Raw genomic sequence first — 12,528 nt, forward strand, 5'->3', positions numbered from 1 at the left:
TTCTTCCCCCTTCTCTCTCTAAGATATCAATGAACATTGTCGTCCTACCGAGTCCCAAGGATGGTATATTACACCATAATTCGACAACTTCTTGATTCTACAATAGGACCAGGACAATTTACAATATTTATTGGTATAAAAAAATTTATATATTTGTAGAGAGAAATTGAAATGTAAAAAATAGACCATCAAGCATAAGCTTGATAGCCTAAGTATTCTACAGATGCACCAGTGTGCGATATTGCTATGCTTCGTGCGACCTCTCGAACAAATTTCTCCTTACGGTGAAATAAAACTTGGTCCGTATACCTCAAACTCATAGATTCTTGCCGCAGAGTTCGTGGTTTGTGTAGGCACCGTTACGTTCAGCTTAATATATCGAGCCGATACTACTGTTATATTGTCTACCGTAGTACCAATTGTATTGTTGGTTACGTTAACCACCTTGTTCCAGTTCGTACCATCGGTGCTGACCTGGATATTATAAGCCTTCGTGTTATATGAGGGAGTCTCACCGCCTTCCGCTGCATGCTTGATGACAAATTGGTTTACTTGCTTCACGGAGCCGAGGTCAATCTGCAGCCAGCGGTTGCCGGACTTGGAGCACCATTTGCTATCATTGATGACGCTGCCTTCCACGGCTTGGGCTGCAGTCTGCGAGGCGTTGCACGTGCTGTCAACCGTCGCGGGTTTATTTAATGCTAAATTTGGAGGACTCACTATTATCGTGTACGTAACCTTATTCGTTCCAGATTTCGGGGTTACGATGATCTTCATGCCCGTCTCTAGCGTCGTCGCCTTCGTTATTCCGTCTGCATTGTAAATTTCGAACGTTGCATTCGCCGCCGGTGTAATCGCGGCCTTCAACGCAGCTAGATTGATGCCACTCCCGACAGTGATCGTCTCATTCGCCGTCCCGCCGGCACTTACTGTGCCGACCGCCGAGGTCAATGTAGCCGCGCTGCACAGCATGTTTGCTCCCGTAGCCACCCATTTTGCATACAGCGTTAGGTCTCTAGTGATTAGATCTGACCCAGTATAGGCTTGCGTCAGCGCAATGTCGTAGTACCAGCCTTCGAAGCTGTAGCACTCCTTCACCGGAGTATACTGAAACATCACTCTACCTCCGGACGCCGACACAAACTGTGGGGCAATCGCTGAGCCTCCGTTCGTGTCATAAGTCACGACCAGCTGGGTGGGGTTGCCCCCTTGATCGCCTCCGGCAATTGCAGGAGCTCCTATAGCCATTAACGAAACAATGATAACTATCACCATCAAGTAACCTCTTATCTTCGCCGCAATCCTTTTGTTTCCCTGACTAAGCCCTGAACCTTCCATCATTCGTTCCCCTTTCATCCACCCTAATGATTACGGGCTTTCACACCATTCATAAGGGTATTCACACAAACGCGGAAGAATGCATGTTTAACGCGGATCTAGAACAGTATTTTTAGACAAATTTCAGACAAATAACGGATTTCAGACTTTAGCAAACACCATTCATTGATGATATGATTAGTATGAAACATCATACTGATGCAGATTCATCATCTAAGGAGAGATTAGGATGCAGCATAAAAAAGAAAATAGTCATGGATTCGGGCACGGCAAAGTGCTGGGAACAACCTCAATGGGCGAGAGAGGACAAGTTGTTATTCCTAGAGAAGCAAGGGAAGAGCTTGATATCAAGCCAGGTGAGAAATTCATCGTTTTCGGAAATAAGCGCAAGGGCGCTGTCATTCTGGTCAAAGCCGAAATGTTCAACAAATTTGCGGATTTCTTCATGAGCGCTTCGAGAAAGTTTGAAAGCATGGCCCAGGCGATCTTTGATAAAAACACTACTATTCCAGAAGATGAAGTTGATGATCATGAACCTGTGGCAGCTGAAAAAAGACCTGAGGTAGATGAAAAAGAATGAGCGAATTCTTTAAATTAATGAAGGATGTCCGGTTCAGAAGAACCATGCGGATGATTTTTAAGTTCGCCTGGGATTTCTGGTGGCTGAGCAAGCAAAAGTATTTTATACCGGGACGGCGCTTAGAAGCGAAGACAAAAGCCTTGTATCGAAAACAGGCAGCGTATTTTACGAAGACCGCCATGGATATGGGTGGGTTAATTATCAAGCTTGGGCAGCATGTGAGTGCGCAGGTGGATATTTTGCCGAAGGAAGTTATTGATGAACTGTCAAAGCTGCAGGATTCGGTAGAATTCGTTGATTTTTCCGAGATTAAGCACAAGGTTGAGAGTGAACTCGGAAGATCCATTAGCGAGATTTTTGCTGAGTTTAGTACGACTCCCATCGCGGCGGCTTCCTTGGGGCAGGTACACCGGGCGACATTACGAACAGGTGAAGCAGTCGCAGTGAAAGTGATGCGTCCCGGGGTCGAGGACATTATCGCCATTGATTGGAAATCCATTCAGGTTGCTATTTCGTTATTGAAACGCCAGACGAAGATTACAGACTTCATGGATCTTGATGCGGTGTATGATGAGTTTCACGATACCGTTATGGACGAGCTCGATTATGAGCAAGAGGGGCGGAATGCAGAAGAATTCCAGCTGCAGTTTATCCATCGGGATGATATCGTTGTTCCAGGCATTCATTGGTCCTATACCACTTCGAAAGTGTTAACCATGGAGTTTCTGGAAGGTGTGAAAATCAACGATTTTGCCCAGCTGGATGCCTGGGGTGTGGACCGGACCAAATTAGCGACATCGCTGATCGAAATTTTCGTAGAGCAGATTCTATTAGAAGGCTTCTTTCACGCAGACCCGCACCCGGGTAATGTTCTCGTCCAGCCTGACGGCACCATAGCCTTAATCGATTTTGGAATGGTCGGACGAATTGCCGGGGATATGAAGACGCAAATGGTAGCACTGCTAATGGCGGTGTATCTAAAAGATGCTCACGGTGCCATCGATGCCCTTACCCGTTTGAGATTTTTAAGACGGAATGTAGATCTAGAGGTATTCGCAAGGAATCTTACGTTATTGTTTGAGCAAATCAACGGGGATACGTTTGACCTTAGCTTCGTGACATCAGGTGACAATGTTGAAGAGTTACGTGATTTCCTCTATTCTCAGCCTTTTCAGTTACCGGCAAATACAACATTTTTGGGAAAAGCCATAGGCACGGTGTATGGGCTTTGTACCGGACTGGACCCCGAGCTTGATTTGATTGGGACCGTTAAGCCTTATGTCGAAGAGGTTGTGCGTAGGGATCTGCGGGGAAATGTCTTTTCCAACGTTGTAGATGAAGGCAAGAGCATTCTCAAAGGAATCCTTCCTACGACCAAGAAGTTCATATCTGCAGTCGATAAAATGGATAGCGGAAATCTGCGGGTGAAGCTATCGAGCTCCTTCGAGCAAAAATTGATTGAGACTCAGAACAAGAATACACAGCGGATTATTGCAACAATCATTGGGGCGGTATCCCTTCTGACTGCGGCAAACCTGTGGAATGAAGTGAGTCATATCGTTTCTTATGGGTTGGGCACATTGGGGCTGCTCATTATGCTTAGCCAACTCAAAACGAGAGGACGCCGCCGTGCCGAAAGACATGCAAGGCAAATGAACGCCATGCGTGAGCGTAGCAGATTGGAAACGCCGAAGTCTAAGCCAAGAAAATCTGGCGTATGAATGCAATGTCGACCGATCTTACATTTCCATGATTGAGGTTGGCAGAAACGAGCCTTCCGTCACGAAAATATAGAGTATGAGAAAGCGCAGGAAAACGAGTGAACGTAAATAAGAGCGGGGCATGAAGCTGTTAGCTTATGTTCCGCTCTTATCGTTATTTCGTCAAACAATAGAGCTCCGCAATCGGCGTATGTCCCGGACCGGCGGCAGCCCAAACATCCGTGCATATTCCCTGCTAAAATGGGACGGGCTCTCGTACCCGACCTGAAACGCAGCCTCCGCCGCATCGATCGATCCAGAGAAGAGTAGCCGGCGCGCCTCTTGTAATCGGATTTGCTTTTGAAACTGGATCGGACTCATCCCTGTGACTTCCTTAAAATAATCGTACAAAGACGAAGTGCTCATACGGGCCTCCGCCGCCAATTCCTCTACGCGCAGGGGCTGGGCAAATTCGCGATTAAGCTTCTCAACGACCCCTGCAATTCGCTGTGCATGGCTTCCGATAACTGCAAATTGTTTCAAAGATGCGCTGTTGTCATTCTGAAGCACCCTGTAAATGATCTCCTGCATGGCATAAGGCGCAAGCACCGGGATATCCCGCGGTGTTTCGACTAGTTTCAGAAGCCGCAGCACCGCATCCAGAAGCGTATCGTTCACCCGGCTTACCTTCAACCCCCGGCTGGTCTCATTTCCTGCTTGAATGGCATCGGCGGAAGCCTGAATGACACCAAGAATCTGGTTCATATCAAAAAGGATCTGAAGGCTCAAATACGGTGTTTCATTCGAGGCCTCCACCACTTGTCCTGTAATCGGTAAATGTACCGAAGCGGTTAAATAGCTGCTCGGGCCATACTGATACACCTCTTTTCCCAGCATGACCAACTTGGAACCCTGCGCCACGACGCAAAGGGAAGGCTCATAGACAGAGTATACCGGCTCGGATAACCGGGAAGAACGAATCAAGCGCAAACCGTGAATTTCCGTATTATATGTCCCGTCCCCCGGTGTGAACTTCTCGATGATCTGCAGCATTTCTCTCCTTTGTTTCTCGAACCATTCATCCATCCTCTTCTCCCCCTTTTTATCCATAAGATAAACTTAACTTTATCCTCATCTGGAGAATTAGGCAATCATTATGTATGATCCGGCTACCGCCTTGCTTCCCGAAAGAACGATAATGAATCATGTCAGCAATGCGATACAAGGTACGGAAGTGCTGACCGCAGGAAACGAGTGACAGGGCAGAATACAGTCCAGCATTTACAAATGGAAGGAGAACATTCAATGAATACTCAAAACGAACAATCCCATCCCTATCTCGGCATGTGGGTGACAAAAGACGGTTATATCCGGCATGAGTTGCTGCCGAACGGGCGGTATGACGAAGCACGTGGAAAACGGAAGAGCGCTTATCAAGGCAGATATACCATCGTAGGCGACCATATCGAATATATGGATGACACAGGGTTTACAGCGGACGGCGATTTCCGCGATTCGGTGCTCTACCACGCAGGCATGGTTCTCTACTATGAAAAATAGCGGAAAGTAGTCATTTTCATTATGGCGTTAATTTAAATCAAAAGGAGAATTGTGCAATGTCCGAAATCAATGGCAAAGTAGTTATGATTACAGGAGCAAGTAGTGGGATTGGCGAAGCAACGGCGAAGCTTCTCGCCAGCCGGGGAGCCCATGTCGTCATTGGGGCCAGACGCGTGGACAGATTGGAAGCTCTGGCATCCCTCATTGAAGCCGAAGGTGGCTCCGTCGCTTATCAACAGTTGGACGTTACAAATATCGGTCAGATGCAGGCAATCATCCGCTTGGCACAGAGCCGGTTTGGTCGTGTTGATGTGGTAGTGAACAACGCCGGTGTGATGCCTCTCTCTCCTTTGGAAGCTTTGAAGGTTGAGGAATGGAACCGAATGATCGATGTCAATATCCGTGGGGTTCTCCACGGCATTGCTGCGGGTCTCCCCGTTATGAAAGAGCAACAATCCGGTCACATAATTAATGTGGCTTCCATCGGAGCCTACGCGGTCACGCCGACGGCAGCGGTATATTGTGCGACCAAATACGCCGTTCGCGCCATCACGGAAGGTTTACGACAGGAGGTTGGTAATAGCATCCGGGTAACGCTCGTTTCTCCCGGTGTGACGGAATCCGAGCTCGCTGAGAGCATTTCAGACGACGAAGCCAAGGAAATGATGAAAACGTACCGGCGTGATGCCCTCCCGGCTACCGCCATAGCCCGTGCCATCGCTTATGCGATAGAGCAGCCGGCAGACGTTGACGTGAACGAGCTGATTGTCCGGCCTACAGCCCAGCTTGCCTGACGCTATCATTGCCCCCTCAACCACTCCAAAGCGGTTGAGGGGGATTCTTCTATTGACGATTCATTCGAAAGCCGCCTACAGGAGATGATCGGAACGTTGTTCAGAAATAGGATGGATTCCTTTATCCAAAGGATAAAACTAAGAGCGCAGCCTATCAGCGGGATGACGGCTGAGATTGCACCATCATGATTTCAGGCCTTCGCCAATTTCTGAATACCGCGCTGCCATACTTCGCGGACCGATAACGTATCTGAAATATGGGTCGTCGGATCGCCGTCAACCCACACCAAGTCAGCTCTTGCCCCTTCCACAATACGACCGCGGTCATCCAAGCCGAAGCGGCGAGCCGTCTTCGAAGTTGCTGACTGAAGGGCTTCTACAGGTGTGAATCCCGCTTCCACCAATAGCTGCATTTCATGGTGTACACTTACTCCATGGGCAAGTCCGCCAAGCGTTGGTACCGGTACAGAGACATCCGTACCTACCAGAATGTCTACACCTGCGTGGTGAAGGTCCATTACGTTCCGATAGTTGTCCTCCATACTGCCTTGCGGGTAGGTATTGAAGCTGGCATTCAGAGTATCAATCCATTCCGGACTAAGCTTGGAACTCACACGCGGATCTTCCGCTATTTCCGAAGCGGGTTTACCGATAATTGAGGAGTTCAAGACGAGACATGGCGTAACAAAAGCACCCGCCTCCGCAATCATTCTCACCAGTTCCGGAGTCGTTTCAGGTCGGTCGATGAATAAGTGAGCGAGTCCCTCGACTCCAACCTCTATCGCTTGCCGGGAGGATTCCGCAGTCAATACATGGGCAATCGCAATCTTGTGATGCCGATGCGCTTCCTCTACAGCCGCTCTCAGAATGTCCTGGCTTAAGACCGGCAGTCCAGGCGCTGCTAATACGGTTCCTTCTTCGATCATAATCTTGATATAGTCAGCTCCATCTCTAACTTGATCACCCACGAATGTTATAGCTTCGTCCGGGGTTGATAACGAAGGAGCCTCTCCATGATCATGTGCATGAGCGGCCAACAGGGCATTCCGATCTTCTTCACTCATCTTCTCCAATTCCTTCAGTACAAAATCAGGAATTTCTCCGTCTCCAGGCATGAGTTCATCCGGATGACCACCGGGAGGTGTGACCCCCATCCCTGCAGATCGTACATCGGCAATATCCTCGATCCCTTTCAATTGTGTCTCGCGGCCATTTTTCGTGAATCCGCCCATCATTTCTAGTTCTGTCGTAACTCCGAATTGCAGAGCGTCCCGCAGGCCTTCCACGGAAGTGTGAACATGCGCATCGATCAGACCGGGAAGCAAAGTCCCTCCTTCAGCATCGATAATGATCGCATCTTCGGGAATCTCACCGCCCACCGATATAATCTTCTCGCCTTCGATCAGGACCGTTTCGGCTCCAATCACTTTCTCGCCGTCAAAAATTCTTGCATTGGTAATTGCAGTAATCATTGCGTTTCCCTCCAGTATGATATGAATGTAATCTTTATAGATAGAACTATAATAGTTAGAAATCTAACTGTCAATATGTAATCTGTTAGAATGTATTATTGTGTAATTGACAGTTAGATGAAAGGACATTATGATTTTCTTAAAGTTAGAATTCTAAGTATAGAAAGGGAACTGTGTGCATTATGACAGAACATGTTTCGCTTACCCCCTATTCGGATTTAATCCGATCCATTGGAATGAAGATTAGAAGCATGGCGAACGCCCGATTGTCGGAGCTGGGCCTGAACGCTCAGCAGGGGCAAATGATGGGCTATATTTTTGAACATCAAGACAAAGGGGTGATCCAGAAGGATCTGGCTGAACATTTCAACCGGAAGGGTGCCACCATCACCAGTATGCTTCAAGGGCTGGAGAAAAAGGGATACATCAAGCGGGTGATTCCGGAAGATAATGAGCGCCAGAAAAAAATATATTTATTGAAAAAAGGGAGCGACCTCGTTGAAGAATTCAACACCATATTCATGGAAGTCGAAAAGAGCATTACCCAAGGCCTTACCGAAGCAGAAAGTGAGTCCCTCAAGAAATTACTAATTAAAGTAAAGGTCACCATGTAGTAGCGGTCATGGATGCTAAGGTCAAGTTGAGCCAGCACAAAGATGCGGTGGAATATTTCCTCTAACTTCGTGCAGTTGATGCTGGCCAGCTTACCACTTTCCTCCTTGAATTGCTGAAAGAAGCAATGCTCCAGTTCAACTAAGTTAACCCTTGAGCCTTTCCAGTGTTACCATAGCCCGAAACCCATCGGAACAGTTAACTTCCTAAACCCGTCCTTTCGACTGCTCTCGGACCAGGGAGAGGAATGCTTCCGCTGCCGGCGACAACGTCTCCTGCTGCCGGATACAGACGGCAATTGGATTCAGCAGCGAAGCGCCTTTGACCATCACACGGCCCACTTCTCCGCGTTCCACATTGTCCCTTACAGCCAGGGAGGAGATAAAGATGGCTCCGTAGCCCGCTATGACGGCCCGAACCATCTCGTTCACCCCGTTAAATTGCAGACCGACCTTGGGAGGATTCACGTTCAAGGCCCGGCACAAGGAGAAAAGACGCTCCCGGGTAGAGCTTCCCTCTTCACGCAGAATGAAGGGAACCCTCATCATTTCCGATAATGTAATTTCCTTCCCGGCATAAGGATGGTTTTTGGGTACAATAAACCAGAGCTCGTCCTCCAGAAGCTCCTCCCATTCGATGCCCGGTTGCTCCTCCCAGCCGCCTCCGTAGACGGCTACCTCCGCATCATACTGCAGTAGCCCCTCCACCGCTTCCTTGGAGTTGGCCGTGGTCAAGACCACCTCCACAGAAGGATGCTCCTGCTTGAAGAGAGCAAGCCATTCCGGCAGCAGCAGATTGGCTGGCAGATAGGTGGCGACGATCCGCAGGATACCGCTGAACCCGGCCTTGTATTCCCGGACCACTTCATCCAGCTCCCGCTCGAGCGCAAACAGCCGTTTGGCGTGGCTGGCCAGCATTAGGCCCGCATCGGTCAATAAAATGCCACGCCCCTTGGAGACCAACAGCTGGATACCCAGCTCCTTCTCCAGGTTTCGTATTTGGGCAGTAACCGCAGGCTGGCTGATCCGCAGCTCCTCCGCGGCGCGGGTGACTCCGCCTTTTTCGGCGATGGTGTGGAATATTTTAAGAGCATGAAGATTCATAAGAGGACCTGCCTTCTACATCAAAATTGATGAATAGCGAAAATATATATATTTTTCTGATGAATCGTTATGCTTTATTGTATGGGTTAGAGAAAGTTTTCACAAGAGGTCAATGTTAAATATAAGGAGAGAAAAGTCATGTGCAAAACTAAAATCGTCTGCACCATCGGTCCCTCCAGCGACAGCCCCGAAATGCTCCGGAAGATGATCCAAGCCGGTATGAACGTCGCCCGCCTGAACTTCGCCCACGGAGAGCTGGATGAGCATGCGGAGCGCATCCGCCGCATCCGGGAAGCAGCCAAGGAGCTGAACCAATACGTTGCCGTCCTGCTCGACATCAAAGGTCCGGAAATCCGCATCGGCAAAATGGCCTCGGACTATGCGGAGCTGGTACCGGGTGAAGCCGTGGTTCTGACCACCGAGGAAGTGCTCGGCACCAAGGACCGCATTCAAGTCACCTACAAGCAGCTGCCCCAAGATGTGAAGCCCGGCAGCATCATCCTGATCGATGACGGTCTGGTCCGATTGGAGGTCGTAAAGACCGAAGGCACCGAGATCACCTGCCTCATCAAGAACGGCGGCAAGCTGAAGCAGCGCAAGGGCGTCAACGTTCCCGGCGTCAAAACCAGCCTTCCCGGTGTAACAGAGAAGGACATCCGGCATATTAAGTTCGGCATTGAGCAGAGCATCGATATCATCGCCCAATCCTTCGTCCGCAAAGCCGAAGACATTCTCGAAATCAAACGTATTCTCAACGAGCACAAGGCCGGCCATATCCAAGTCATCGCCAAGATCGAAAATGACGAGGGCGTGGAGAACCTGGACGCCATTCTGAGCGTAGCCGACGGCCTGATGGTTGCCCGTGGCGATCTGGGCGTAGACCTGCCGGTGGAGGACGTGCCGCTGGTTCAGAAAGACATGATCAGGAAGTGCAACCTGGCCGGTAAACCAGTCATCACCGCCACCCACATGCTGGAGTCCATGCAGATCAACCCGCGTCCGACCCGTGCAGAAGCAGGCGATGTCGCCAACGCCATCTTCGACGGCACCGATTCCGTCATGCTGTCCGGTGAATCGGCCGCAGGCAAGTACCCGCTGGAGTCCGTCGAGACCATGGCCCGCATCGCCGCCCGCGCCGAGTCTGTCCTGGGGCGCTACGGCCGCTACAGCTTTGAGGGTGAAGAGGCTTCCAGTGACGTAACCGGATCCATCGGCGAAGCCGTTGCCCGCACCGCTCTCATGCTCTCTGCCAAGGCCATTCTCGCCCTGACCGAGAGCGGCTTTACCGCCCGGATGATCGCCAAGCACAAGCCGGCTGCACCGGTCATCGCCATATCCACCAAGGAGAGTGTGCTGTACGCCTTGTCCTTGACCTGGGGGGTAACCCCGCTGCTCCGCAGCGAGTCCGCTTCCAGCACTGATGCAGCCGTAGCAGCCGCCGTTGAACTGGCCAAGTCGGCCGGTTACGTACAAGATGGCGACCTGGTGGTCATCACCGCCGGTGTCCCTGCAGGCTGCACCGGAACCACCAATCTGCTGCGGGTTCACCAAGTAGGCGAAGCGCTCTAAAAAGTAAAACATCCGTGGCAGGAGCCTATCGCACCTGCTACGGATGTTTTTGGTTTACCCTGCGTCCCTATGCGGGCTTGTCGGTGATCCTCTACCGTTGTTTGAATTGTCATTGAATACATCAAAAGGAATTCGTTCTGTTAGGTCACAGCCACTTACCTTAATTAGAGCGTCTCAACCAACTTCCGAATCTTTGAGCGGGAAATTAAATATAAAGGACCCATTGTTTCAATTTTGCCGTCCTTTACTCGTATAGCGCTCTCCTGTTCTGCCGCATAAACATCAATCTCTTCAGACAAGGGGAACAGGTAGCCTTGAACAAACGTGGCGTAGCCCCGTTTAGAATGAGATTCATAGGCAAAATCATCAAAGCCAATACCATCATAAATAGTACTTGTTTCAACTTCATGGCCCGTGTCATTCAAGCTTAACCATTGAGCAGACATGTTTAGCGCACCTGCGCTGGCACCCAGTATAACGGCATTGCTGTTCTTAATAACATCCGCTAATTCATAAGCCGCCAAGAAATCCTTCTGCAAAACAGGATACCCGCCGCATAAAAAAATGACAGAAGCGTTCTGAATGAAGCGCCGGGCATCTTCCTTCTGCATGCGGTAATCAATGAAATGATATTCCTCAAAAATAATATTAGCCTGATTCAGCCATGTCCATTCAGAAATATCATCCAAGTTAATTTGCTCATCTGTGTAAACAGACGGGTCAGCGCTAATCATAACAAGCGATTGTCTGTCTTGGATATCCTCCTGCAAACAATGGACCAGCTTCTCTGGAAAAAATTTGTTAAACCAACTGAAATAGTAGTGAGTACTCAAACTTAATTACCTCCATATGTATTATTTCTAGCGCACTTCTTAATTAGCCTCATTAAAGCGGTTTAATTTAGCTTCAGCCGTCAGCATGGCGCCGTTAAGAATAAGATTATTTCCGTCATTCCGGACCCTTGTTCTGAAATACAGGCTGCGCACGAAATTTTTCCCGTTTACTCTGGCGATTCTCTGCGCGCGCGTATCCGGCCATTCCGTACACTTCGACAAGCTATGAATCCAGTCGGCAATCTCCTGCTGCGGAAGCAGTGCTTCGCTAATCATCGTGTCCACAATGCTGGCCATGCGCTCGTCTTCCTCCTCGTCAAAAATCCGGGCACCGTTATGCAGCATCCTTGTAATCGCCCCCAGTACCTCGTGCCGCAACACATTATCGCTTTCCGGACAGCGGATCAGCTCCTCGAGGGCATCTGCCCCGTGAGCCGCGGCATGAGCCCAGCCTTCAACTGCCAGATAACCGCGCAGGTCCTTCTCCTTCCGGTAGTAGCGAAGCAGCGAATGCTTTAGATGCTGGAACTCATTTGGAGTCAAGAATGAATTATCCCTGTGCCGCTGTACAATAAGAGCGATAGGCAGAACCGCAAACGCCCTGGTGAGTACGCTGTGATCGCCCTCGCTTCCAATCCGATAGAACAAATGCCGGTCATCCATCAGGACAGCCAAAAGTTGCCGCATTTCCTCACAGGAGAACTTATTATCGCGCTTCAGCCATATGTGAAAAGTGGAATAGATATGCTCACGAAGCTCCGGCTCCGGGTCGCCGATATGCCGCAGCATCAGACAGGTAAAGTCTTGTAACCTTTCTCCCTCACGCAGGATATAGCGTTCCTCCTCCAATCTTTCCAGCTTCCGTATCAGTTCTGTTCGTGTGTCCTCCGTACCCCATTCATTGCAATCATCGTGCACAATGCCGGCTTTCATTTAGTCGCTTCACTCCTAGCCTAGTTATAGCGGG

General features: G+C 49.6%; 13 protein-coding genes. 7 read left to right on the forward strand and 6 right to left on the reverse strand.

Annotated elements, in window-relative coordinates; genetic code table 11:
* Positions 1-279: 279 nt before the first annotated feature.
* Positions 280-1,275, reverse strand: a complete 996-nt coding sequence (locus PBOR_RS35940) for a discoidin domain-containing protein (RefSeq protein WP_167549591.1) — start codon at positions 1,273-1,275, stop codon at positions 280-282.
* Positions 1,276-1,567: 292 nt separating this feature from the next.
* Here PBOR_RS35940 and PBOR_RS34380 point away from each other — a divergent pair, with 292 nt between their 5' ends.
* The 3 genes from PBOR_RS34380 to PBOR_RS38675 are packed head-to-tail and all read left to right on the forward strand — an operon-like array spanning position 1,568 to position 3,712.
* Positions 1,568-1,918 carry an AbrB/MazE/SpoVT family DNA-binding domain-containing protein gene (locus tag PBOR_RS34380; protein WP_042218605.1) on the forward strand — a complete coding sequence of 117 codons (351 nt, stop codon included), beginning with the start codon at positions 1,568-1,570 and terminating at the stop codon, positions 1,916-1,918.
* Positions 1,915-3,639, forward strand: coding sequence for an ABC1 kinase family protein (locus PBOR_RS34385; RefSeq protein ID WP_042218607.1), 1,725 nt, complete (start codon positions 1,915-1,917; stop codon positions 3,637-3,639). The genes PBOR_RS34380 and PBOR_RS34385 overlap by 4 nt, the downstream gene beginning before the upstream one ends.
* Entirely contained in the window at positions 3,584-3,712 is a 129-nt protein-coding gene (locus tag PBOR_RS38675; RefSeq protein WP_081972306.1) for a helix-turn-helix transcriptional regulator, read from the forward strand. The genes PBOR_RS34385 and PBOR_RS38675 overlap by 56 nt, the downstream gene beginning before the upstream one ends.
* A gap of 89 nt (positions 3,713-3,801) precedes the next feature.
* Here the strand turns inward: PBOR_RS38675 and PBOR_RS34390 are convergent, their stop codons facing one another.
* Positions 3,802-4,704 carry an AraC family transcriptional regulator gene (locus tag PBOR_RS34390; protein WP_081972307.1) on the reverse strand — a complete coding sequence of 301 codons (903 nt, stop codon included), beginning with the start codon at positions 4,702-4,704 and terminating at the stop codon, positions 3,802-3,804.
* Between the two features lie 219 nt (positions 4,705-4,923).
* Here PBOR_RS34390 and PBOR_RS34395 point away from each other — a divergent pair, with 219 nt between their 5' ends.
* Both PBOR_RS34395 and PBOR_RS34400 read left to right on the forward strand, forming a co-directional pair.
* Complete coding sequence (locus PBOR_RS34395) at positions 4,924-5,178, forward strand: Atu4866 domain-containing protein (protein ID WP_042218610.1); 255 nt, start codon at positions 4,924-4,926, stop codon at positions 5,176-5,178.
* A gap of 56 nt (positions 5,179-5,234) precedes the next feature.
* A complete protein-coding gene (locus tag PBOR_RS34400; RefSeq protein WP_042218612.1) occupies positions 5,235-5,972 on the forward strand; it encodes an SDR family oxidoreductase in 738 nt (245 codons plus the stop codon).
* Positions 5,973-6,163: 191 nt separating this feature from the next.
* On the opposite strand, the gene PBOR_RS34405 is transcribed toward PBOR_RS34400, so the two are convergent.
* The gene (locus tag PBOR_RS34405; protein WP_042218613.1) at positions 6,164-7,444 is read right to left on the reverse strand and encodes an amidohydrolase family protein; all 1,281 of its coding nucleotides are present in this window, start codon (positions 7,442-7,444) and stop codon (positions 6,164-6,166) included.
* A gap of 182 nt (positions 7,445-7,626) precedes the next feature.
* Between PBOR_RS34405 and PBOR_RS34410 the strand changes: the two genes are divergently transcribed.
* Positions 7,627-8,058: a MarR family winged helix-turn-helix transcriptional regulator gene (locus PBOR_RS34410; protein WP_042218614.1), complete on the forward strand. Its 432-nt coding sequence runs from the start codon at positions 7,627-7,629 to the stop codon at positions 8,056-8,058.
* Between the two features lie 204 nt (positions 8,059-8,262).
* Here PBOR_RS34410 and PBOR_RS34415 read toward each other — a convergent pair whose 3' ends face one another.
* Positions 8,263-9,159: a LysR family transcriptional regulator gene (locus PBOR_RS34415; protein ID WP_042218616.1), complete on the reverse strand. Its 897-nt coding sequence runs from the start codon at positions 9,157-9,159 to the stop codon at positions 8,263-8,265.
* 138 nt (positions 9,160-9,297) lie between these two features.
* Here PBOR_RS34415 and pyk point away from each other — a divergent pair, with 138 nt between their 5' ends.
* Complete coding sequence (gene pyk, locus PBOR_RS34420; RefSeq protein WP_042218617.1) at positions 9,298-10,728, forward strand: pyruvate kinase; 1,431 nt, start codon at positions 9,298-9,300, stop codon at positions 10,726-10,728.
* A 164-nt stretch (positions 10,729-10,892) separates the two neighbouring features.
* Here the strand turns inward: pyk and PBOR_RS34425 are convergent, their stop codons facing one another.
* Both PBOR_RS34425 and PBOR_RS34430 read right to left on the reverse strand, forming a co-directional pair.
* Positions 10,893-11,561: a type 1 glutamine amidotransferase family protein gene (locus PBOR_RS34425; protein ID WP_042218618.1), complete on the reverse strand. Its 669-nt coding sequence runs from the start codon at positions 11,559-11,561 to the stop codon at positions 10,893-10,895.
* A 39-nt stretch (positions 11,562-11,600) separates the two neighbouring features.
* On the reverse strand, positions 11,601-12,494 hold the full coding sequence (locus PBOR_RS34430) for a DUF2785 domain-containing protein (RefSeq protein WP_042218620.1): 894 nt from the start codon (positions 12,492-12,494) through the stop codon (positions 11,601-11,603).
* Positions 12,495-12,528 lie beyond the last annotated feature (34 nt).

This window comes from Paenibacillus borealis (assembly GCF_000758665.1).
Lineage (GTDB): Bacteria > Bacillota > Bacilli > Paenibacillales > Paenibacillaceae > Paenibacillus_AQ > Paenibacillus_AQ borealis.

Coding starts and splice junctions, on each gene's coding strand:
- PBOR_RS34410 (WP_042218614.1), top strand. CDS start 7,627: ATGACAGAACATGTTTCGCTTACCCCCTATTCGGATTTAATCCGATCC.
- PBOR_RS34430 (WP_042218620.1), bottom strand. CDS start 12,494: ATGAAAGCCGGCATTGTGCACGATGATTGCAATGAATGGGGTACGGAG.
- PBOR_RS34405 (WP_042218613.1), bottom strand. CDS start 7,444: ATGATTACTGCAATTACCAATGCAAGAATTTTTGACGGCGAGAAAGTG.
- pyk (WP_042218617.1), top strand. CDS start 9,298: ATGTGCAAAACTAAAATCGTCTGCACCATCGGTCCCTCCAGCGACAGC.
- PBOR_RS34385 (WP_042218607.1), top strand. CDS start 1,915: ATGAGCGAATTCTTTAAATTAATGAAGGATGTCCGGTTCAGAAGAACC.
- PBOR_RS34390 (WP_081972307.1), bottom strand. CDS start 4,704: ATGGATGAATGGTTCGAGAAACAAAGGAGAGAAATGCTGCAGATCATC.
- PBOR_RS34400 (WP_042218612.1), top strand. CDS start 5,235: ATGTCCGAAATCAATGGCAAAGTAGTTATGATTACAGGAGCAAGTAGT.
- PBOR_RS34415 (WP_042218616.1), bottom strand. CDS start 9,159: ATGAATCTTCATGCTCTTAAAATATTCCACACCATCGCCGAAAAAGGC.
- PBOR_RS34380 (WP_042218605.1), top strand. CDS start 1,568: ATGCAGCATAAAAAAGAAAATAGTCATGGATTCGGGCACGGCAAAGTG.
- PBOR_RS35940 (WP_167549591.1), bottom strand. CDS start 1,275: ATGGTGATAGTTATCATTGTTTCGTTAATGGCTATAGGAGCTCCTGCA.
- PBOR_RS34395 (WP_042218610.1), top strand. CDS start 4,924: ATGAATACTCAAAACGAACAATCCCATCCCTATCTCGGCATGTGGGTG.